The organism is Pantoea sp. YU22 (assembly GCF_003970755.1).
GTDB lineage: Bacteria > Pseudomonadota > Gammaproteobacteria > Enterobacterales > Enterobacteriaceae > Pantoea > Pantoea piersonii.
The window spans coordinates 213118-232792 of the sequence record NZ_RYDU01000003.1 but is presented as its reverse complement, the minus strand read 5'-3'; the positions used below and the strand labels follow the sequence as shown (position 1 = coordinate 232792).

23 protein-coding genes and 1 other RNA gene are annotated in these 19675 nt (G+C 57.3%); 12 read left to right on the top strand and 12 right to left on the bottom strand.

The genetic code is table 11. The features are described 5' to 3' along the window. Positions 1–21 precede the first annotated feature (21 nt). Together apt and EKL29_RS07765 are read right to left on the bottom strand one after the other, a co-directional pair. Complete coding sequence (gene apt / locus EKL29_RS07770) at positions 22–573, bottom strand: adenine phosphoribosyltransferase (RefSeq protein ID WP_120451319.1); 552 nt, start codon at positions 571–573, stop codon at positions 22–24. A 141-nt stretch (positions 574–714) separates the two neighbouring features. After that, entirely contained in the window at positions 715–1104 is a 390-nt protein-coding gene (locus EKL29_RS07765) for a DUF454 family protein (protein WP_120451318.1), read from the bottom strand. A 56-nt stretch (positions 1105–1160) separates the two neighbouring features. Here EKL29_RS07765 and priC point away from each other — a divergent pair, with 56 nt between their 5' ends. From priC to rsmS, 3 genes are read left to right on the top strand one after another with little or no spacing between them, the layout of a single operon-like run. Continuing rightward, positions 1161–1682 (top strand): primosomal replication protein PriC, encoded by a 522-nt coding sequence (gene priC, locus EKL29_RS07760; RefSeq protein WP_126689323.1) that lies wholly within the window; start codon positions 1161–1163, stop codon positions 1680–1682. Between the two features lie 36 nt (positions 1683–1718). Next, positions 1719–1964, top strand: coding sequence for a GlsB/YeaQ/YmgE family stress response membrane protein (locus tag EKL29_RS07755; protein ID WP_120451316.1), 246 nt, complete (start codon positions 1719–1721; stop codon positions 1962–1964). 9 nt (positions 1965–1973) lie between these two features. Then, a complete protein-coding gene (gene rsmS, locus EKL29_RS07750) occupies positions 1974–2129 on the top strand; it encodes a pleiotropic regulatory protein RsmS (RefSeq protein WP_120451315.1) in 156 nt (51 codons plus the stop codon). On the opposite strand, the gene acrR is transcribed toward rsmS, so the two are convergent. After that, a complete protein-coding gene (gene acrR / locus EKL29_RS07745; protein WP_120451314.1) occupies positions 2126–2764 on the bottom strand; it encodes a multidrug efflux transporter transcriptional repressor AcrR in 639 nt (212 codons plus the stop codon). The genes rsmS and acrR overlap by 4 nt on opposite strands. Before the next feature lie 142 nt (positions 2765–2906). On the opposite strand from acrR, the gene EKL29_RS07740 reads away from it, so the two are divergent. From EKL29_RS07740 to ykgO, 4 genes are all read left to right on the top strand, one after another. Next, entirely contained in the window at positions 2907–4109 is a 1203-nt protein-coding gene (locus EKL29_RS07740) for an efflux RND transporter periplasmic adaptor subunit (protein WP_120451313.1), read from the top strand. 16 nt (positions 4110–4125) lie between these two features. Next, positions 4126–7281: a multidrug efflux RND transporter permease subunit AcrB gene (locus EKL29_RS07735; protein ID WP_120451312.1), complete on the top strand. Its 3156-nt coding sequence runs from the start codon at positions 4126–4128 to the stop codon at positions 7279–7281. Between the two features lie 159 nt (positions 7282–7440). After that, positions 7441–7692 carry a type B 50S ribosomal protein L31 gene (locus tag EKL29_RS07730; RefSeq protein ID WP_120451311.1) on the top strand — a complete coding sequence of 84 codons (252 nt, stop codon included), beginning with the start codon at positions 7441–7443 and terminating at the stop codon, positions 7690–7692. Positions 7693–7703: 11 nt separating this feature from the next. After that, positions 7704–7844, top strand: a complete 141-nt coding sequence (ykgO, locus tag EKL29_RS07725) for a type B 50S ribosomal protein L36 (RefSeq protein WP_071997379.1) — start codon at positions 7704–7706, stop codon at positions 7842–7844. A 42-nt stretch (positions 7845–7886) separates the two neighbouring features. On the opposite strand, the gene EKL29_RS07720 is transcribed toward ykgO, so the two are convergent. From EKL29_RS07720 to EKL29_RS07710, 3 genes are read right to left on the bottom strand one after another with little or no spacing between them, the layout of a single operon-like run. Beyond that, positions 7887–8765: a metal ABC transporter substrate-binding protein gene (locus tag EKL29_RS07720; RefSeq protein ID WP_120451310.1), complete on the bottom strand. Its 879-nt coding sequence runs from the start codon at positions 8763–8765 to the stop codon at positions 7887–7889. Between the two features lie 12 nt (positions 8766–8777). Next, positions 8778–9617 (bottom strand): metal ABC transporter permease, encoded by an 840-nt coding sequence (locus tag EKL29_RS07715; RefSeq protein WP_126689267.1) that lies wholly within the window; start codon positions 9615–9617, stop codon positions 8778–8780. Next, the gene (locus EKL29_RS07710; RefSeq protein WP_311778982.1) at positions 9614–10282 is read right to left on the bottom strand and encodes an ABC transporter ATP-binding protein; all 669 of its coding nucleotides are present in this window, start codon (positions 10280–10282) and stop codon (positions 9614–9616) included. The genes EKL29_RS07715 and EKL29_RS07710 overlap by 4 nt, the downstream gene beginning before the upstream one ends. Positions 10283–10631: 349 nt before the next feature. On the opposite strand from EKL29_RS07710, the gene EKL29_RS07705 reads away from it, so the two are divergent. From EKL29_RS07705 to EKL29_RS07695, 3 genes are all read left to right on the top strand, one after another. Beyond that, positions 10632–10985: a hypothetical protein gene (locus EKL29_RS07705; protein ID WP_120451307.1), complete on the top strand. Its 354-nt coding sequence runs from the start codon at positions 10632–10634 to the stop codon at positions 10983–10985. 148 nt (positions 10986–11133) lie between these two features. Beyond that, complete coding sequence (gene tomB / locus EKL29_RS07700; protein ID WP_120451306.1) at positions 11134–11511, top strand: Hha toxicity modulator TomB; 378 nt, start codon at positions 11134–11136, stop codon at positions 11509–11511. Between the two features lie 23 nt (positions 11512–11534). After that, complete coding sequence (locus EKL29_RS07695; protein WP_120451305.1) at positions 11535–11753, top strand: HHA domain-containing protein; 219 nt, start codon at positions 11535–11537, stop codon at positions 11751–11753. Between the two features lie 124 nt (positions 11754–11877). Here the strand turns inward: EKL29_RS07695 and ffs are convergent. Continuing rightward, positions 11878–11974, bottom strand: an RNA gene (gene ffs / locus EKL29_RS07690) — signal recognition particle sRNA small type. Positions 11975–12139: 165 nt separating this feature from the next. On the opposite strand from ffs, the gene EKL29_RS07685 reads away from it, so the two are divergent. Next, positions 12140–12451, top strand: a complete 312-nt coding sequence (locus tag EKL29_RS07685; RefSeq protein WP_120451304.1) for an MGMT family protein — start codon at positions 12140–12142, stop codon at positions 12449–12451. 32 nt (positions 12452–12483) lie between these two features. Here the strand turns inward: EKL29_RS07685 and EKL29_RS07680 are convergent, their stop codons facing one another. Beyond that, entirely contained in the window at positions 12484–13041 is a 558-nt protein-coding gene (locus EKL29_RS07680; protein WP_120451303.1) for a YbaY family lipoprotein, read from the bottom strand. Between the two features lie 189 nt (positions 13042–13230). Here EKL29_RS07680 and tesB point away from each other — a divergent pair, with 189 nt between their 5' ends. Next, complete coding sequence (gene tesB / locus EKL29_RS07675; RefSeq protein ID WP_120451302.1) at positions 13231–14094, top strand: acyl-CoA thioesterase II; 864 nt, start codon at positions 13231–13233, stop codon at positions 14092–14094. Between the two features lie 118 nt (positions 14095–14212). Here the strand turns inward: tesB and amtB are convergent, their stop codons facing one another. The 4 genes from amtB to EKL29_RS07655 all read right to left on the bottom strand — a co-directional run bounded on the left by amtB (position 14213) and on the right by EKL29_RS07655 (position 19672). Further along, positions 14213–15505: an ammonium transporter AmtB gene (gene amtB, locus EKL29_RS07670; protein ID WP_120451301.1), complete on the bottom strand. Its 1293-nt coding sequence runs from the start codon at positions 15503–15505 to the stop codon at positions 14213–14215. A gap of 33 nt (positions 15506–15538) precedes the next feature. Next, positions 15539–15877 carry a P-II family nitrogen regulator gene (gene glnK / locus EKL29_RS07665; RefSeq protein WP_033752690.1) on the bottom strand — a complete coding sequence of 113 codons (339 nt, stop codon included), beginning with the start codon at positions 15875–15877 and terminating at the stop codon, positions 15539–15541. Between the two features lie 257 nt (positions 15878–16134). Then, entirely contained in the window at positions 16135–17910 is a 1776-nt protein-coding gene (locus EKL29_RS07660; protein ID WP_126689266.1) for a SmdB family multidrug efflux ABC transporter permease/ATP-binding protein, read from the bottom strand. Next, positions 17897–19672, bottom strand: coding sequence for a SmdA family multidrug ABC transporter permease/ATP-binding protein (locus EKL29_RS07655; RefSeq protein ID WP_126689265.1), 1776 nt, complete (start codon positions 19670–19672; stop codon positions 17897–17899). The genes EKL29_RS07660 and EKL29_RS07655 overlap by 14 nt, the downstream gene beginning before the upstream one ends. Positions 19673–19675 lie beyond the last annotated feature (3 nt).

Genomic DNA, 19675 nt, shown 5'->3' with positions numbered 1-19675 from the left:
GCACGGCGAGGCCATCGTCACTCAGTGACCCGGGAAGTTGACCAGGCTGTAGCAGTTGATGCCCAGCGCTTTCAGGCGGGATTCGCCGGTCAGATCGAAGAGGTTGATCACAAAGGCAGCGTCTTTAACTTCGCCGCCTGCGCGGCGGATCAGCTTGACCGTGGCTTCGATGGTACCGCCGGTCGCCAGCAGATCGTCCACCACCAGCACCACGTCGCCAGGCTTAATGGCGTCTTTGTGCAGCTCGAGCGCATCGGTGCCATATTCCAGCTCATAGGATTCGCTGAAGGTTTCGCGCGGCAGTTTGCCAGGCTTACGCACCGGCACGAAGCCGACGCCTAACGCCAGAGCAACAGGCGCGCCAAACAAAAAGCCGCGCGCTTCGGTTCCGACGACTTTGGTAATGCCTTGATCGCGGTAGCGCTCAACAAACAGCGCGATAGTCGCGGCGTAGGCTTTGGGATCTTCCAGCAGGCTGGTGACGTCGCGGAAGAGGATCCCGGGTTTCGGGTAATCCGGGATGCTTTTGATGCTCTCTTTAATGAATTCAAGCTGCTGCGCAGTTGCGGTCATAATGTTACGCCTGGTAAAAACTTTATATCGCGCAGCTTCCATAGCGTCAGATTCCAAAATGAATCAGACGCAGAGAGTAAAAAAAGGGAAGCCACGCACGAAGATGCCCAAATCTAAGCAAATGGTCGGCTAAATGCAACCTTATCGCGGCGGCGCGCGATCGTCGGGCGATTCCGCCTTCACAGGAATTCGCCACATCATCAGCAGCAAGACGCAGAGCATTACGCCAAGAAAAACCCGTACCCACAGAATTTTCACCATCCAGAGCGACACGCCGAAGGTCACCAGCATCAGCGCAATGGCGCGCCCTTTCGCACCCGGCGGCATAGCGCGGTGCCGCTGCCAGTGGCGCAGATAGCGGCCGAACGGCGAACGCCACAGCAGCCAGTGATGAAAGCGCGGCGAGGATCGGGCGAAACACCAGGCGGCCAGCAGCACAAATGGCGTGGTCGGTAATAATGGTAATACAATGCCCAGCGCGCCAAGTATGATAGCCAGCCAGCCGAGAGTCAGAAGTAAAATACGTTGCATAGCGTTGCCTGGATCCTTTGCCTCCGCGCTACGTTAGCACAGATAAGGAAAAGATGATGACGGACGCCACCACACAACAGCGTCTCACCGCCTGCCTGGCGGCGCTTAAGGCGCAGATCGCCCGTCACCCCGACGGACACTGCCGTACGCCGCGCTTCGACAGGCAGCTGTTTATCACCACCGGCACGCGGCTGGCCGATTATCTGCAGGAGATCGAACGTAATCTGCAGCTGCTCTGCGCCTCCGCGAATGCGCAAGAGCGCGTCTGGCTGGCGGAGAAGCTGGTGAATCAAATCGCCGCCCTGCAGCGCGAAGCCAGCACGCAGCAGCTGCGTCCGCGGCGTGAACGGCCCGTCGCGTCGCCGCGCCAGCAGAAGCTGGAAGAGTACCGCGAATATGAAAGGCGGCTACAGGCGATGATCGACCAGCGCGAACAGCGGCTGGCGCTGGCGGAGAGCCTGGCGACGCAGCAGCAGCTCAAACAGGATCTTGAGGTGCTGGAAGGCCGTATGGCGCGCTGTCGTCAGGCGATTCATGCGGTGAGCTGGGCGCTTTCGCTGCGCGGCGACGCCATCTGACGCCTATACTTAGCGCCACTTGTTCAGGAGCCTGAAATGGGAATCGTAGCCTGGATTATCACTGGCGTGGTCGCGGGCTGGCTGAAGCGGCGGTTTTTCCCCGGTCGGCCCGGCGGTCTCGCCGCCACGCTGGTGCTGGCGGTTATCGGCGCGCTGGTCGGCGGCTATATCGCCAGCTACTTTGGGCTGGGCTCGCTGGCGACGCTTCATCCCGGCGCGCTCGGCATCGCGCTGGTCGGCGCGTTAACGATGATGCTGGTCGCGGCGAAACTGCGCATATGAGGAGTCACTATGTCACTGGAAAACGCACCTGACGAAATAAAACTGGCGGTGGATTTGATTCAGCTGCTGGAAGAGAACCAGTTGCCAGCCGACACCGTGCTGGCGGCGCTGGCGATTGTGCAGCGCGACTTTGAGAAGAAACGCGCCGCGGAACAGCGGGCCTAAGGTGAGGCCGTCAAGGTTGGGCTCAGGCGCAGCATATCGATAAACGCCTCGACGATTTGCGGCGCGGTCGCCGCCAGGTCGAAACTCTCCGGCGTAAACAGCCAGCTTTCCATCATACCGTTGACGTAGCCCCGCAGCAGCAGCGCCGCCTGCCGGGTATTGAGCGTGACGGGTAATTGTCCTGCCTCAATACACTCTTTCAAAACGTCTTCTATTTTGTCATAACATTCCGACAGTAAACTTTGCTGCATAATTTGCAGCGCAGCCATTTCGCCAACGAATTCGCACTTATGGAAAATGATCTCCATCAGCGCGCGGCGTTGCGGATCCTTTGCTGTCGCTTCAAAGATATAGATTAGCATTGCGCGTAAGACAGAAAGTGGATCGCCGGGGTATTTTGTCTGATACTCAAGTTCCACATCATCAAGCCCAGCGTCGGTGCGCAGCCAGATCTCGTGTAATACATCGGCTTTATTTTTAAAGTGCCAGTAGATCGCGCCCCGCGTCACGCCAGCCGCCGCCGCAATATCCGCAAGAGAAGTGGCGGAAACACCCTGGCAGGAGAAGAGTGCAAGGGCGGCATCAAGAATTTGGTGACGCGTTTCAAGCGCTTGGGCTTTGGTTTTTCGTGCCATAGGGAGCTTTTTTTACAAACTGGCAAGTTTACATACATTTATGAATGTATGTACCATAGCACGACCCGGGTTTTAGCGCAGCAATGGGTTTATCGGTTTGTGATCCATTGATCAATTGATATCGGACACTAGAGGTTTATTTATGAATAAAAACAGAGGATTAGCGCCTCTGGCGGCCGTCCTGATGCTTTCAGGCAGCTTTGTGTTAACAGGATGTGATGATAATAAATCCCAGCAAGCCGCCCAGCAACATCCGCCGGAAGTGGGCGTTGTCACCCTTAAAAGCGAACCCCTGAAGATCACCACCGAGCTGCCGGGTCGTACCTCCGCCTATCGCGTGGCTGAAGTGCGCCCTCAGGTTTCCGGTATCATTCTGAAACGTAACTTCGTGGAAGGCAGTGACATCAAAGCGGGCGAATCGCTTTATCAGATCGATCCTGCAACCTACCAGGCGAGCTACGACAGCGCGAAAGGCGATCTGGCGCAGGCGGAAGCCAACGCGCGCATCGCGCAGTTAACGGTTAATCGTTACAAGCCGCTGCTCGGAACGAAATATATCAGCCAGCAGGATTACGATAACGCCGTCGCCACCGCCGCGCAAAACGCCGCCGCCGTGCAGGTCGCTAAGGCGAATGTCGAAACCGCCCGCATTAACCTTGCCTACACTAAAGTGACCTCGCCTATCAGCGGCCGTATCGGCAAATCGTCCGTGACTGAAGGCGCGCTGGTGCAGAGTGCGCAGACCACCGCGCTGGCCACTGTGCAGCAGCTCGACCCGATGTATGTCGATGTAACCCAGTCCAGCGACGAGTTTATGCGCCTGCGCGCAGAACTGGAGTCTGGCCAGCTGAAGCAGGTCGACGGCAAGGCCAGCGTAACCGTGCTGATGCAGGACGGCAGCGAATCGCCGCAGAAAGGTACGCTGGAGTTCTCTGACGTAACGGTTGACGAGACCACCGGCTCTATCACTCTGCGTGCCATCGTGCCGAACCCGGATCACCGTCTGCTGCCGGGCATGTTCGTCCGCGCACGTCTGGAAGAAGGCACCAATCCGAATGCGCTGCTGGTTCCGCAGCAGGCTGTAGCGCGCACCCCGACCGGTCAGGCGACCGTGATGGTGGTTGGCGCGGACAACAAGGTTGAGGTACGCAATGTCAATGCCGCGCAGGCGATCGGCGACAAATGGCTGGTGACCTCTGGTTTGAAAGAGGGTGAACGTGTTATCAGCGTCGGCATTCAGCGCGCGAAGCCAGGCGCCCAGGTGACGCCGCAGGAAGTCTCTGCCGAGCAAAAATCTGACGCGAATGCGCAATCTCAGACCCAGTCTGAAAAATCTTCGTCTTAACAGGAGCCGTTGATACATGGCTAAGTTCTTTATCGATCGCCCCATCTTTGCGTGGGTAATCGCCATCATCGTGATGCTGGCGGGTGCGCTATCGATTCTCAAACTGCCGATCGAGCAATATCCCAACGTTGCTCCGCCGGCCGTACAGATTCGTGCCGCTTATCCAGGCGCGGATGCGAAAACGCTGCAGGATTCCGTGACGCAGGTTATCGAACAGAATATGAACGGTATTGATGGGCTGATGTACTTCTCATCAAACAGTGATTCTTCCGGTAACCTGCAGCTGACCCTGAGTTTCGAATCCGGCACCGATCCCGATATCGCGCAGGTCCAGGTGCAGAACAAACTGCAGCTGGCGATGCCGCTGCTGCCGCAGGAAGTGCAGCAGCAGGGTATTCAGGTGCAGAAATCCTCCAGCAGCTTCCTGATGGTGGCGGGTTTCGTCAGCGATAATGGCTCCATGACGCAGAACGATATCGCAGACTTCGTCGCATCGAATATCAAGGACCCCATTAGCCGTACCTCCGGCGTGGGCGATACCCAGATCTTCGGTGCGCAGTATGCGATGCGTATCTGGATGGATCCGGCCAAGCTGAATAACTATCAGCTGACGCCAGTCGACGTCATCAGCGCCATCAACACGCAGAACGCCCAGGTAGCGGCGGGTCAGTTGGGCGGCGCGCCTGCCGCGCCGAATCAGCAGCTTAACGCCTCGATCATCGCCCAGACGCGTCTGACCTCCACCGACGAATTCGGCAAAATTCTGCTGAAGGTCAATACCGACGGTTCGCAGGTGCGCCTGCGCGACGTGGCGAAAATCGAGCTGGGCGGCGAGAACTACGAGGTCGTTGCGCGCTTTAACGGCAAACCGGCATCCGGTATCGGTATCAAACTGGCGACCGGCGCCAACGCGCTGGATACCGCTAACGCGGTGAAGGCGGAGCTGGGCAAGTTGCAGTCCACCTTCCCGGCCGGCCTGAAAGTCGTTTACCCTTATGACACCACGCCGTTCGTTAAGATCTCGATCTTCGAAGTGGTTAAAACTCTGTTTGAAGCGATCGTACTGGTGTTCCTGGTTATGTATCTCTTCCTGCAGAACTTCCGCGCCACGCTGATTCCAACTATCGCGGTGCCGGTGGTGCTGCTTGGCACCTTCGCCATTATCAGCGCCTTCGGTTACTCGATAAACACGCTGACGATGTTCGGGATGGTGCTCGCCATCGGCCTGCTGGTGGATGACGCCATCGTGGTGGTGGAGAACGTCGAGCGCGTAATGGGCGAAGAGGGCCTGCCGCCGAAAGAGGCGACGCGCCGCTCAATGGAGCAGATTCAGGGCGCGCTGGTCGGTATCGCGCTGGTGCTGTCGGCGGTATTTATCCCGATGGCCTTCTTCGGCGGCTCAACCGGCGTCATCTATCGTCAGTTCTCCATCACTATCGTCTCCGCTATGGCGCTTTCGGTGCTGGTGGCGTTAATCCTGACGCCAGCGCTCTGCGCCACCCTGCTGAAGCCGATCCAGAAAGGCGAGCATGGCAAAACCAAAGGTTTCTTCGGCTGGTTTAACCGCCTGTTCGACAAGAGCACCAGCCACTACGTCGACAGCGTCGGTCATATCGTGCGCAGCACCGGCCGTTACCTGGTGATCTATCTGGTGATCGTAGTGGGTATGGCCTATCTGTTCCTGCGCCTCCCCTCTTCGTTCCTGCCGGAAGAAGATCAGGGTCTGCTGCTTGCTCAGGCGCAGCTGCCTGCGGGCGCGACGCAAGAGCGTACGCAGAAGGTGCTGGATCAGGTGACGGATTACTTCCTGAATAAAGAGAAGGACAGCGTGCAGTCGGTGTTTACCGTTAACGGCTTCGGCTTCTCCGGCCGCGGTCAGAACACCGGTATCGCCTTCGTCAGTCTGAAACCCTGGGATGAACGCAGCAGCAGCAATCTGAAGGTACCGGCTATTGCCGGCCGCGCCATGGCGGCGCTGGGCCAGATTAAAGATGCGATGGTGTTCCCGTTCAACCTGCCGGCGATTATCGAACTGGGTAACGCCACCGGCTTCGACTTTGAACTGATCGACCAGAACAACCTCGGCCATGAAAAACTGACCGAAGCGCGTAATCAGCTGCTGGGTATGGTGGCGCAGCACGCCGATACGCTGGTAGGCGTGCGTCCTAACGGTCTGGAAGATACGCCGCAGTACAAGCTGACTATCGATCAGGAAAAAGCGCAGGCGCTGGGCGTGTCGCTGTCTGATATCAATACCACGCTGGGTGCGGCCTGGGGCGGCTCTTACGTTAATGACTTTATCGATCGCGGTCGTGTGAAGAAGGTCTACGTGATGGGCCAGGCCAAAGACCGTATGCTGCCTGACGACATCAGCAAGTGGTACGTGCGCAACAGCAGTGGCAACATGGTTCCCTTCTCCGCCTTCTCGTCGGCGAAGTGGCAGTATGGTTCGCCGCGTCTGGAACGCTATAACGGCCTGCCGTCAATGGAGATTCTGGGCCAGGCTGCGCCAGGCAAAAGCTCCGGCGACGCCATGAACCTGATGGAACAGCTGGCGGCGAAACTGCCTGCGGGCATCGGGTATGACTGGACCGGCATGTCCTATCAGGAACGCCTCTCCGGCAACCAGGCTCCTGCGCTCTATGCTATCTCGCTGATTGTGGTCTTCCTCTGTCTGGCGGCGCTTTATGAGAGCTGGTCAATTCCGTTCTCGGTAATGCTGGTGGTGCCGCTCGGTGTTATCGGCGCGCTGATCTTTACCACGCTGCGCGGACTGAGTAATGACGTTTACTTTGTGGTGGGTCTGCTGACCACCGTCGGTCTGTCGGCGAAGAACGCCATTCTGATCGTCGAATTCGCTAAGGATTTGATGGAGAAAGAGGGCAAAGGTCTGGTAGAAGCGACGCTGGAGGCGTGCCGTATGCGTCTGCGTCCTATCCTGATGACCTCGCTGGCCTTTATTCTCGGCGTGTTGCCGCTGGCGATCAGCACCGGCGCGGGCTCCGGCGCGCAGAACGCCGTCGGTACTGGCGTAATGGGCGGCATGGTCACGGCGACCGCGCTGGCAATCTTCTTCGTTCCGGTGTTCTTCGTGGTGGTACGCCGCCGCTTCAGCAAGAACAAATCGGAGCTGGAAAAAGGTCACCCGACCGAACAAAGCCATCAGCACTAATCTGATGCTGACTCAAAAAGGCCGCGCAAGCGGCCTTTTTTATGGGCTCCGCACCCGCTTCCCTTTTCACTCTTCCCGTTCAACCATTTATCAGAGTTGCATTCCGAATTGATGCGCGCCATAATAATGTTACTTTATAACATAACATTTGGAGGCGTTATGAAACCGAATATCCATCCTGCTTACCGCCCGGTCGTCTTCCATGACACTACCGTCGATCAATATTTCAAAGTCGGCTCCACCATTAAAACGGAGCGCACCATCGAGTTTGAAGGCGAAACCCTGCCCTATGTGACGCTGGATGTCTCTTCCGCTTCCCACGTCTATTACACCGGCAAGCAGAAAGAGTTTACTAAAGAAGGCAGCGCCGCTCGCTTCAACCAGCGCTTCGGTCGCTTTCTTAAAAAATAGAGGCGTAACAGATGCAGGTATTAAGCTCGCTGGCGTCAGCAAAGAAGCGCCACAAGGATTGTAAGATCGTTCGTCGTCACGGACGTGTGTTTGTGATTTGCAAATCGAATCCGCGCTTTAAGGCGGTGCAGGGAAGAAAGAAAAAACGTTAGGATGTGTCGTGATAGCTGGCCGGGGCTCTCCCCGGCCTTTTTTTATTTCATACTGCGGATCATGGCATCTACGTTATGACGGAATGCCGCGACATAGGTCGGCGCCGGGCCGGAAGGCTGTGACAGCGCTTCCGGATAGAGTTCGCCGCCCGGCTGAGCCTTCGTTGCACTGGCGATTTGCTTCACGAGGCGCGGGTCGGTCTGATTCTCAATAAAATAGGTATGGATATGTTCGGCCTGTAGCTGCTTTATCAGGCTCCCCACCTCGCTGGCGCTGGCCTCCGCTTCGGTAGAAAAGCCCACCGGCGCAAGAAAGGTTACGCCGTATCGCTGGCCGAAGTAGCCAAACGCATCGTGGCTGGTCAGCACCTTGCGCTTCGCCGCAGGTACCGTCGCGAAGGACGTTTTCGCCCAGCTGTCCAGCGCCTGCAGCTTCTGAATATAGTTTTCGCCGCTGCGTCGAATAGCGTCGGCATCCTGCGGGTCAGCTTTAATCAAGGCGTTCATCACGTTGGTGGCGTAGATAACGCCGTTATACATGCTGTTCCATGCATGGGGGTCGGTGACGGTTTTGCCCTCTTCCTCCATACTGCGCGTCGAAACGCCGCGTGAGGCGACCACCGGTTCGCCTTTATAGCCAGAGGCGCTGACCAGACGATCCATCCATCCTTCAAGGCCAAGGCCGCTGACGAATACGATATCTGCTTTAGCCAGCGCCTGGCTGTCCTGCGGCGTGGGTTCAAAGGTGTGAGGATCGCCGTTCGGCCCCACCAGCGATTTCACATTGACATGCTCGCCGCCGACCTGTTTCACAATGTCCGCCAGTACGGTAAAGCTTGCGACGGCATTAACGGTTTTCGCCATGGATAACGGGCTGATCAGCAGCGCGCCGATCGCCAGACTTAATGGTAACTTCTTCATAAATACCCCTGTTTAATGGCGGCGCAAAATGCCGCCGCATGGCCCTGCCAGAATGGAAAGAAAAAATATCAGCGCGGCGCTCAGCACCACCGCCGGGCCCGCCGGCAGCGAGTAGCGCCAGGAGAGCATAAGCCCGATAACGGCTGAAGCTATCGCCAGCGCCATGGCGACGGCCAGCATCCATGCCAGATGCCGGCTCCAGAATCGGGCGCTGGCGGCGGGCAGCATCATCAGCCCGACCGACATCAGCGTGCCGAGCACCTGAAAGCCCGCCACCAGATTCAGCACCACCAGCATCAGAAAAAGGCCGTGCACCAGCGGCGCACTCCATTTGCCCTGAGCTCGCAGAAAATCGGGATCGAAAGCGTCAATCACCAGCGGTCGGTAAATAACCGCAAGCATCAACAGGGTAAAGGCGGCGATGCCGCCTACCAGCAGCAGCGCCGGGTTATCCACCGCCAGCAGCGAACCGAACAAGACATGCAGCAGATCGACACTGGAGCCGCGCAGCGACACCAGCGTGACGCCAAGCGCCAGTGAACCCAGGTAGAAACCGGCAAAGCTGGCATCCTCTTTCAGTGGCGTATAGCGACTGACCGCGCCAGAGAGCAGCGCGACCGCCAGCCCGGCGATCAGCCCGCCGACGCCCATCGCCACCAGCGATAAGCCAGAAATCAGGTAGCCGATAGCCGCGCCGGGCAAAACCGCGTGAGACAACGCATCGCCAATCAGGCTCATCCGACGCAGCGACAAAAAGACGCCAAGCGGCGTAGCGCTGACGGCCAGCGCCACGCAGGCGATCAGCGCGCGGCGCATAAAGCCGAATTCGATAAAAGGCTGAATCAGCATCATGACGCCTGGCTCCGTAACGAGACTGACGCCTCAGCAGCAAGTCGGCCCGAGTCGTCGTCCATTGACAGCACGTCGCTGAAGTAGCGCTCGACCAGCGGTCGATCGTGCAATACCACCAGCAGCGTTGTGCCCGCCTGCTGCTGCCGCTGCAGGATTGTCATCAGCAGCGTCACCGTTTTGCTATCAATGCCGTTAAAAGGTTCATCCAGCAGCCACAGCGGACTGCGCTGCATTAACAGCCGGGCGAAAAGCACGCGCTGCAGCTGACCGCCTGACAGCGTGGCAGGCTGCGCCTCGGCGAAGTCGCGCATCTGTACCGCATCCAGCGCCTCGTCGATCTCGCGCCGCATGGCGCGATTGATACCACCGAACCAGCCGCAGCGCGGCCAGCAGCCCATCGACACCAGTTCGAAAACCGTTAAGGGAAAGCGCGTTTCCAGCTCGCTGCGCTGCGGCATCCAGCCGATGGCCTTGCGGGGAAGTTGCAGTTCGCACTTTCCGGCCACCGGTTTGATGAGTCCGGCAATGGTTTTCAGCAGCGTAGACTTACCGCTGCCGTTGGCGCCGATCAGCGCCGTCATACTTCCAGACGTTAATTCAGCATTAATGACTGGCGTCACCGCTCTGTTCTGATAACCCGCCTGGAGCTGAATAAAACGCATCACGAGACGATCCCCCACGCTATTGCCAGCGCCAGCAGGACGATAATCCCCAACGCGATGGCTAATCTTCCTGCCAGCGAAAGCAGCATTCCACTCTGATTCATCACTTACTCATTATGTTATAACATAACGTTACTCTATCGTATCTCTCTACTGTCGCGCGTGAGGAATATGTTTCAAAAGGTATCAGTATTCGCTGACGGCCTGACGATACGTCCCGCCATTTATCTGATTCAATGAGGAAAAAAGCTTTACGAATAATAACAATAGGTTTTGTCGTTAACAGATGAGTTGCAAAGAGGTTGCACAAGCCTAATGATCGGTTTATCACTCTACTGAACCGGTAAACGTTATGTCACTGCAGCTTGAAAGCAATATCAACCCGGATAACCCAGACGTCCCAGAATTAAAGGCGTTTATCCAACGGAATATTCCCAAAATAGCGCAACCCCTGGCAGGCGATCTGCAATGGTATTCACCACACGCTCAGTTAGTTCCTGAGAGTTTTAAAATAAAGTCTGTTGAAAAGTTAGCCAGCAATCGTTTTAAAATGCTTTATCAATTCGATGGACATATATTTAGTCCTTGCCTGGATTTAAATGAGACTTTTACCAGGGAAGAACAGGTTCTGTTTCATGTTTTTCCCGGCAGACTTGAGTTTGAGCTGATTGAGAACCAGCAACCCTCGCCCGCTGACGAATTGTAATATTTGGTAATTGAGGTGAGCAAAACTAATGATTGTGATTTATATTTAATGTAACCCTAGCTCTGACCGCTATTCATAATCGCTTCCTGGCCGCTTAACCTTAACTCGCCGCATTGCGGTATCTGTGCAAGCTATGGAGGGGAAAAAGATGGACGAGTACTCACCGAAACGGCATGATATTGCCCAGCTTAAATTCCTGTGTGAGAACCTGTTTGATGAAAGTATGGCGACGCTAACCGACAGCCATCACGGCTGGGTTAACGACCCGACTTCAGAGAACAATTTACAGCTTAATGATTTGATTGAGCACATTGCTTCTTTCACGATGAATTACAAAATAAAGCATGCTGAAGATGAAGATCTGATAACGCAAATCGACGACTATCTTGACGATACCTTTATGTTATTCACTAATTACGGTATCAATGCGCAAGATCTGAATCGGTGGCAGCGTTCCGCCCGGCGCTTATTTAATCTTTTTAGCGAAGAGTGCGCTTACCTTCAGCAACCCAGCCACTCCATTTAGGTAAACATGAGACCGGTTTATTTATGAACGATAAAACTCTGACTAAAACTGATTATTTGATGCGGCTGAGACGTTGCCGCTCGATCGATACGCTTGAACGCGTGATTGAAAAGAATAAGTATGAATTATCCGATGATGAACTGGCGGTATTCTACTCTGCCGCCGATCATCGTCTGGCTGAACTGACGATGAATAAGCTTTACGACAAAGTCCCTGGCTCAGTATGGAAGTTCGTGCGTTAACACACTGTTTTTCCTTTCTCTTTGCTACAACCTATCCCTTTTTCTGAATAAATCTGTAACTGGCCATGGAGTGGCGGTTATAAGAGACGTATGAAGATTTTTCGAGGGGAGAAAGTGGTGGAGGCTCTGCCAGCCACATCCCGGCACACGCGTCGCCTGCTGCGGCTGCTTCCTTCCGGACCTGACCGAGTTCACAAGTTAGCATTGCGGGAGGACCAACAGAGCCTCCATTGATAAGCCCTCTTTCGAAGGCGGGGGCATTATCAGGGAAGCCCCCGGCAATTGCAAGCGCCGTCCGGATGACCGTTGTTTTCTTGAACAATGGGTGCCGCCTGACGCCGCGCCGCTATGCTAAAGTAGGTCTTTACGCCTACCGGAACGACGTTATGGATCCGCAAGAGAGTTTTCAGCAGCGCATATGGCATATTGTCGCCGCTATTCCGCAAGGAAAAGTCGCTACCTATGGCGATATCGCCCGGCTGGCGGGTTCTCCACGCGCTGCGCGCCAGGTGGGCGGCGTATTGCGTCGTTTACCGCAAGGCACGCAGCTGCCATGGCATCGCGTGATTAACCGCCACGGCGCTATTTCTTTACAGGGCGACGATCTGCTACGACAGCGCGATGCGCTGGCGGCCGAAGGCATTGAGATAAGCGATGACGGGCGTATCGCGCTGGAACAGTATCGCTGGCGGCCCTGACAGCGGGGCTATAACGCCCCGCTCTCATCAGATTACAGGCTGGTCGGCGCAGGTACAGAAGAAGATGGGGTCACCTGCGTCGGAGAGGTTGACGGCACCGTAGTGGCCGCGCCGGGCTGTGTAGGCAGCGCCGTTTGCGGTACCGGCACCAGCAGCAGTTCCGCTTTGGTTCCGCCCTGGTTAATTACTGGCTTAACGGAATCGGTAATAAACGCCAGCTTGCCGTCAATAGTGATGGCCGCACTCAGCAAAATACGCGCGTTGGGCTGAATGTCAGCAGGATTAAACGGCAGCACGAAATGGAACGGCGCCTGCTTGCCCTGCGTGTGTACGGCGCGCTGCGAAAGCACTTTCGATGGCGCGTTCGCCATTGACGCATCGGAGAGCGTAACCGTCAACACCGCGTCAGGCGGTAGCGCGACGCGCTGACGAATATAGACTGAACCGCTCACGTTTGGCTGCGCAATCGCTGCCTGCTGTCCTGCTGCGCTTGCGCCCAGCGTCGGCACCGGTACAGATTTGCTGTGATCGGCACAACCTGCGGCGGCTGCAATTAACGTAATACCACTTACCACTTGCCAGAGTTTCATTGATGTCGTCTCCATCTGATCACTATGATTATCGGCTGCGAATTTATCGACTGGGATTTCATTCGCCTTATAGGGTTAATCCTGGCATAAAATCCAGATATTTCCTGTCGGTGCCTGATGCACTCTTTGATTGACGTTAACTGGTCGGATCTTTCACACTGAGCCGGTTAACTTTGTGAGGATTGCACTATGAGCCAGGCGCTGGAAAATCTGCTGAATTTATTAAATCTGGAAAAGCTGGAAGAGGGCCTCTATCGCGGCCAGAGCGAAGACTTAGGACTGCGTCAGGTCTTTGGCGGTCAGGTCGTCGGCCAGGCGCTCTACGCGGCGAAACAGACGGTGCCGGAAGAGCGCATCATTCACTCTTTCCACAGCTACTTCTTACGACCGGGCGACAGCAAGAAAAGCATTATTTACGATGTGGAAACGCTGCGCGACGGCAAAAGCTTCAGCGCGCGGCGCGTCAGTGCGATTCAGAACGGCCAGCCTATATTCTATATGACCGCCTCTTTCCAGGCGCCGGAGAGCGGTTTCGAGCATCAGAATGAGATGCCTGCGGTGCCCGGCCCCGAAACGCTGGCATCGGAACAGGATCTGGCGCAAAAGATGGCGCATCTGCTGCCGGAAAAGGTGCGTGAAAAATTCATCGCCGAGCGACCGCTGGAGATACGCCCGGTACAGATTCACAATCCGCTCAAAGGCCGCGTCGACGAGCCGGTGCGCCAGGTCTGGATCCGCGCCAACGGCGGCTTGCCTGGCGATCTGCGCATCCATCAGTATCTGCTGGGCTACGCCTCCGATTTAAATTTCCTGCCGGTGGCGCTTCAGCCGCACGGCAAGGGCTTCCTTGAGCCAGATATGCAGGTCGCCACTATCGATCACTCGATGTGGTTTCACCGCCCGTTTAACTTCAGCGACTGGCTACTCTACAGCGTGGTAAGCACCTCCGCCTCCGGCGCACGCGGTTTTGTGCGCGGCGAGTTCTATAACCAACAGGGGGTGCTGGTCGCCTCCACCGTGCAGGAAGGGGTGATGCGCCAGCGCAGCGAATAACTTATCCGGGCGCTGAAAAACGCAGCGGGCTGGCCCGGCGACGGGCAAAAAATAAGGGGCGAATAGTCGCCCCTTGTCGCGTTATAGTAGGTTGTGCACTGCTCTTCTTTGCCCCGGCTTACTGGTTGTAAGCGTTCTCGCCGTGGCTGTTCACATCGAGACCTTCGCGCTCCTGCTCTTCCGGCACGCGCAGACCCACGATCATATCTGCCAGCTTAAAGCCGATAAAGGCGACCACCGCAGACCAGACGATAGTAATGGCGACGCTGTAGAGCTGCACCCATACCTGATGTCCCATGGTGACCCCTTCCGCATAACCGACGCCGCCCAGCGAAGAGGAGGTGAATACGCCGGTCAGAATACAGCCAATAATGCCGCACACGCCGTGCACGCCGAAGACGTCACAGGGATCGTCCACGCGCAGCATTTTCTTCAGCGAGGTTACGCCCCACAGCCCAGCCAGACCGCCCACCAGGCCGATAATCAACGCCCCGCCGACGCCTACATAGCCACAGGCTGGGGTAATGGCGACCAGACCGGCGATAAAACCTGAACAGGCGCCCAGCAGCGACGGTTTGCCGCGTACGGCCCACTCGCCGAAGGTCCAGGAGAGCACCGCGCCTGCGGTCGCTACTACGGTGTTCAGAAAAGCCAGCGCGGCGATCTCGTTAGCGGCAGAGGCCGAACCGGCGTTAAAGCCAAACCAGCCCACGTAAAGGATCGCCGTACCGGTGAAGACCATCGGCAGGTTATGCGGTTTAAACGCCTCTTTGCCGAAGCCCGCGCGCTTGCCTACCAGATAGGCGCCCACCAGTCCGGCAATAGCGGCGTTAATATGCACGACCGTACCGCCTGCGAAGTCCAGCGCGCCATCCTGCGCCAGGAAACCGCCCGCCCAGACCATATGCGCAATCGGCAGATAAGCCAGAGTGACCCAGACGCCGACAAAAATCAGCACGGCGGAGAAGCGAATACGCTCGGCGATAGCGCCGACGATCAGCCCCACGGTAATACAGGCGAACGACGCCTGGAATGCGACGTGGATATACTGATAGAAGGTGCCCATCACCGCCTTCAGCTCGATGTTTTTCAGCATCGCCCACTGGAAGCTGCCGAAAAAGGCGTTGCCTTCGCTGAACGCCAGCGAATAGCCATACACAATCCACAGCACGCAGACTAACGCAAAGGTCACCGCGACCTGCGTCAGCATAGAGAGAACGTTTTTGCCGCGGATCAGGCCGCCGTAAAAGAGTGCGATCCCTGGAACCGTCATAAACAGCACCAGTGCGGTGCAAATCATCATAAATGCGTTGTCGGCCTTATCCGCAACCGCCGGCGCGGGCGCAGCCATCGCCAGCGAGGGTAACAGGGCCAGGCTGATGAGGCCCAACAAGGTCAGTGCTTTATTCATTTTTTTCCATCCCATCAGATTACGTAGCCGAAATCAGAGCGCTGCTTCGTCGGTTTCACCGGTGCGAATACGAATAACGCGCTGAAGCTCAGCGACAAAAATTTTGCCGTCACCGATCTTGCCGGTGTAAGCCGCCTTGCTGATCACATCCACCACTTCGTCGAGCTGGTCGTCGGCAATAGCGACATCAATCTTGACCTTGGGCAGAAAGTTCACGCTGTATTCAGCGCCGCGATAGAGCTCTGCATGGCCTTTCTGACGGCCAAATCCTTTAACCTCAGAAACGGTCAGCCCCTGAATGCCGATAGAGGAGAGCGCTTCGCGCACATCCTCCAGTTTGAATGGTTTGATGACTACGGTAACCAGCTTCATTACATCCCCTCCGGGTAGTAGACAAGTGAGTCGCCTCAGACGTGCAGAGACAGAAGCAAAGGCTGTGCCAGGAATGAAAAAGCGTGCGCGGTGCGCCCTGAATGCAGCGCAGTATGGCTTAACGTGGCAGGAAAAAAGGACCGGGAGAGAAAAGCGAAACGAGATAACGACAGGGCTGCACTTCTTTGGTGCTTCGGGCCTCAAAGAAGTGCAGCGATACGGAACATTCTGATAAATGCGCGCAAAAAAGGTGCAATTTACTCGACGGAGGCGACGGCTGTGCCCGACACCAGTTCATCGCCCGCCTGCTGCAGCTGATACATTTGCCAGTATCGCCCCTGACGCGCCAGCAGCCCGACGTGATCGCCCTGCTCCACCACCTGACCGCGATGCAGCACCAGAATGGTATCGGCCTCGGTAATGGTCGACAGACGATGGGCGATGACCACCAGCGTGGTGTGCTGACGCAACGCGCGCAGGGTCTGCTGAATCGCCTGTTCGGTGCCGGAGTCGATATTGGCGGTCGCCTCGTCGAGGATGAGGATCTGCGGCATCTCTACCAGCACGCGCGCCAGCGCCAGCAGTTGCTTCTGTCCCACCGACAGATTGTTCCCCTGCTCGCCTAAACGCGTATGAATGCCGTCAGGCATATCGCGCGCCAGCGAGGCGAGCTGCACCTGTTCCAGTACCTGCCAGACCGCCTCTTCACTGATATCGCGGCCGAGGCGCACGTTAGCCAGCAAACTGTCCGCCAGCACCACAGGATCCTGCTGCACCATGGCAATGCCGCGACGCAGAGTCCGATGGCTGAGCTGGCTGACGGGACGATCGTCCAGCCTTATTTCGCCGCGTGTCGCCGGGTAATAGCCCATTAAAAGGCTGGCGAGGGTGCTTTTTCCGCTGCCGGTATGCCCTACCAGCGCGACGAAACTGCGCGCTGGCACGTCAAGATTGATATCGCTCAGCACGTCACGATCGCCGCGATAGGCGAAGCTCAGGTGACGCAGCGAGATACGTCCTGAACTCAGCGGGCGATCGTCATCGCCGTAATGCTGCTGCGTCGCGTCCATCAGCTCGAAAATGCGTTCGCCCGACACCACCGCCTGCTGCAGCATCGACTGTTGCGTCGTCAGTTCGATCAGCGGTTCGTTGAGACGACCAAGGTAGGTGATAAAGGCATAGAGCACACCGACCTCAAATATGCCCGGCGAGGAGAAGCTGAACAGCATCAGCAGACCGCAAAGGATCAGCGCGGAAAAGAGGCTAAGCAGCGGGCGCAGCAGAAAACCGTCCAGCCGCAGCGTCTGCATACGCGCCAGATAGTGCGAACGACTGGCTTCGTTCATACGCTCGCCGAAGCGCGCCTGCTGACGAAACTGCTGGATCACGCTCATGCCGTTGATCACTTCGTTAAAACCGTTGTTGATATCCGCCAGATAGCTGCGTACGCGGCGCGCAATCGGCGTGCTGTAGCGCTGATAAATCAACATCACCGTCAGCACCAGCGGAAAGATCACCATCGCCACCAGCGCCATGCGCCAGTCAAGGCTGAACATCGCCACCATCATCGCGCCGATCAGCGCCGCGCCGCGCAACACTGTCGCCACCACCGTGACGTAGAGATCTTTAATCACCTCGGTGTCGTTGGTAACGCGTGAAATAATCTGCCCGACCGGCTGGGTATCGAAGGCGCTGAGCGGCTGACGCAGCGCCGCGTCCATAACGTCGCTGCGCAGCCGCTGCACCACGCCGATCGCCGCGCGGTTAAACAGCAAAGCCTGAAAATAGTGCAGTCCCGCCGCCAGCAGCTGCAGCAAAATAAAGCTCACCACCAGCCCGGCGACGATGCCCCAGGGCATCCGGTGTTTCGCCACCAGGTTGTCGATAAAATAGCTGACCAGCACAGGTCCGGTCACCTCGGCCGCGGCGGCGATCCAGAGCATGCCGACCGCGAGGCCTAGCGACCGGCGCCATGGTTTGCCATAGGCGAGCAGCCGCTTCAGCGTCGGCCATAAGCGTTTAGACTTCGCCATCGGGCGCTCCTTTTGCTGATTCATCCTCATCCAGCGCCGCCTCAAGCTGCTGATAGCGATACATATCGCGATACCATCCCGGCTGCGCCGCCAGCGCATCGTGATCCCCGCGCTGGGCGACCACGCCCTGTTGCAGCACCAGAATTTCGCTCGCCTCCGCCAGCGCCGACAGACGATGCGCGCTGATGATCAGGGTGCGGCCCTGCCCCCAGCGGCGCAGGTTATGCAGGATGTCATGTTCGGTGCGGCCATCGACCGCCGACAGGGCATCGTCGAGGATCAGGATCTCCGCGTCGAGCAACAGCGCGCGCGCAATAGAGATACGCTGCTTCTGGCCGCCGGAAAGCATTACGCCGCGCTCGCCCACTTCAGTGTCATACCCCTGCGGCAGACGCAAAATATCCTCGTGCACGCAGGCCAGTTGCGCTGCGCGCTCGATCTCTTCCTGACTGGCGTCGGGCCTGCCCAGCGCGATATTGTTCGCCACGCTGTCAGAGAAGAGGAACGGCGTCTGGCTGACCACCGCCAGGCGGCTGCGCCAGCTGTCGATGCGCAGCTGCGTCAGCGGAATGTTGTGATAGCGGATCTCACCCTGTTCAATATCGAAATGGCGTTGCAGCAGGCTGAGCAGCGTGCTTTTTCCGCTGCCGGTCGGGCCGCACAGGCCGAGCATCTGGCCAGGTTTCAGCTCAAAGCTGAGGTTGCGCAGCACCGGCGCGACGCTGGCCGGATAGCGAAACTCGCGGATCGCCGCCTTTAGTACGCCAGGGTTCGCAGGCGGAACCTGCTCGCCATCTTCCACCGCGGGCGCTTCCGCCAGCAGCGCGCCGATGCGGCTCCAGGCGGCGCTGCCGCGCTCGACGATATTGAACATCCACGCCAGCGCCAGCATCGGCCAAATCATCAGGCCAAGATACATAACAAAGCTGGTAAGCTGACCAAGCGTCAGCCGATCGTGCCATACCATCCAGCTGCCGCCGCCGATCGCCAGCAGGTTCGAGAAGCCGATTGCGATATAGATCGTAGGGTCGAAGCGGGCGTCGACGCGCGCCACGCGCAGGTTTTTCTCGCCGGTATCGCGGGCAATCGCGGAAAACTGCTCGGACTGGTGCGACTCCAGGCCAAAAGCCTTAATCATACGGATGCTGGTCAGGCTCTCCTGCGTCTGATCGTTAAGGCTGGAAAAGGCCGCCTGCGCCAGCTTAAAACGGTCGTGCAGCTGGTTGCCGTAACGATGGATAAACAGCGCCATGATCGGCATCGGCACCAGCGACAGCAGCGTCAGTTGCCAGCTAATCTGCAGGCTCATCACCAGCAGCACCACGCAGCCCATTACCAGCGAATCCACCAGCGTCAGCACCCCTTCGCCGGCGGCGAATACCACGCGATCCACATCATTAGTGGCGCGCGCGATAAGATCGCCGGTGCGATGGCGCAGATAAAAAGCCGGGTGCTGGCGGCTGAGCTGACGGTAAAAATCTTCGCGCAGTTCGACGGCAAGCTGATAGGAGGCGCCGAACAACAGCACGCGCCAGACATAGCGCAGCAGATAGGTCGCCACGGCGGTAACCAGCATCACGCCGATCCACATCATAATGGTGCGCGCGCTCATGCTGCTATGCGTAACGCCATCGACGATAACGCCTACCAGATGCGGCGGCAGCAGCTGCAGGATAGCGATGATAATCAGAAGAGTGACCGCGCCCAGATAGCGTCGCCACTCGCGAATAAAATACCAACTTAACTGGCTGAATAATCGCACTAC

Bases quoted from the DNA above. Each gene is read 5' to 3' on its own strand.
- apt (WP_120451319.1), bottom strand. From the start codon at position 573: ATGACCGCAACTGCGCAGCAGCTTGAATTCATTAAAGAGAGCATCAAA.
- EKL29_RS07765 (WP_120451318.1), bottom strand. From the start codon at position 1,104: ATGCAACGTATTTTACTTCTGACTCTCGGCTGGCTGGCTATCATACTT.
- priC (WP_126689323.1), top strand. From the start codon at position 1,161: ATGACGGACGCCACCACACAACAGCGTCTCACCGCCTGCCTGGCGGCG.
- EKL29_RS07755 (WP_120451316.1), top strand. From the start codon at position 1,719: ATGGGAATCGTAGCCTGGATTATCACTGGCGTGGTCGCGGGCTGGCTG.
- rsmS (WP_120451315.1), top strand. From the start codon at position 1,974: ATGTCACTGGAAAACGCACCTGACGAAATAAAACTGGCGGTGGATTTG.
- acrR (WP_120451314.1), bottom strand. From the start codon at position 2,764: ATGGCACGAAAAACCAAAGCCCAAGCGCTTGAAACGCGTCACCAAATT.
- EKL29_RS07740 (WP_120451313.1), top strand. From the start codon at position 2,907: ATGAATAAAAACAGAGGATTAGCGCCTCTGGCGGCCGTCCTGATGCTT.
- EKL29_RS07735 (WP_120451312.1), top strand. From the start codon at position 4,126: ATGGCTAAGTTCTTTATCGATCGCCCCATCTTTGCGTGGGTAATCGCC.
- EKL29_RS07730 (WP_120451311.1), top strand. From the start codon at position 7,441: ATGAAACCGAATATCCATCCTGCTTACCGCCCGGTCGTCTTCCATGAC.
- ykgO (WP_071997379.1), top strand. From the start codon at position 7,704: ATGCAGGTATTAAGCTCGCTGGCGTCAGCAAAGAAGCGCCACAAGGAT.
- EKL29_RS07720 (WP_120451310.1), bottom strand. From the start codon at position 8,765: ATGAAGAAGTTACCATTAAGTCTGGCGATCGGCGCGCTGCTGATCAGC.
- EKL29_RS07715 (WP_126689267.1), bottom strand. From the start codon at position 9,617: ATGATGCTGATTCAGCCTTTTATCGAATTCGGCTTTATGCGCCGCGCG.
- EKL29_RS07705 (WP_120451307.1), top strand. From the start codon at position 10,632: ATGTCACTGCAGCTTGAAAGCAATATCAACCCGGATAACCCAGACGTC.
- tomB (WP_120451306.1), top strand. From the start codon at position 11,134: ATGGACGAGTACTCACCGAAACGGCATGATATTGCCCAGCTTAAATTC.
- EKL29_RS07695 (WP_120451305.1), top strand. From the start codon at position 11,535: ATGAACGATAAAACTCTGACTAAAACTGATTATTTGATGCGGCTGAGA.
- EKL29_RS07685 (WP_120451304.1), top strand. From the start codon at position 12,140: ATGGATCCGCAAGAGAGTTTTCAGCAGCGCATATGGCATATTGTCGCC.
- EKL29_RS07680 (WP_120451303.1), bottom strand. From the start codon at position 13,041: ATGAAACTCTGGCAAGTGGTAAGTGGTATTACGTTAATTGCAGCCGCC.
- tesB (WP_120451302.1), top strand. From the start codon at position 13,231: ATGAGCCAGGCGCTGGAAAATCTGCTGAATTTATTAAATCTGGAAAAG.
- amtB (WP_120451301.1), bottom strand. From the start codon at position 15,505: ATGAATAAAGCACTGACCTTGTTGGGCCTCATCAGCCTGGCCCTGTTA.
- glnK (WP_033752690.1), bottom strand. From the start codon at position 15,877: ATGAAGCTGGTTACCGTAGTCATCAAACCATTCAAACTGGAGGATGTG.
- EKL29_RS07660 (WP_126689266.1), bottom strand. From the start codon at position 17,910: ATGGCGAAGTCTAAACGCTTATGGCCGACGCTGAAGCGGCTGCTCGCC.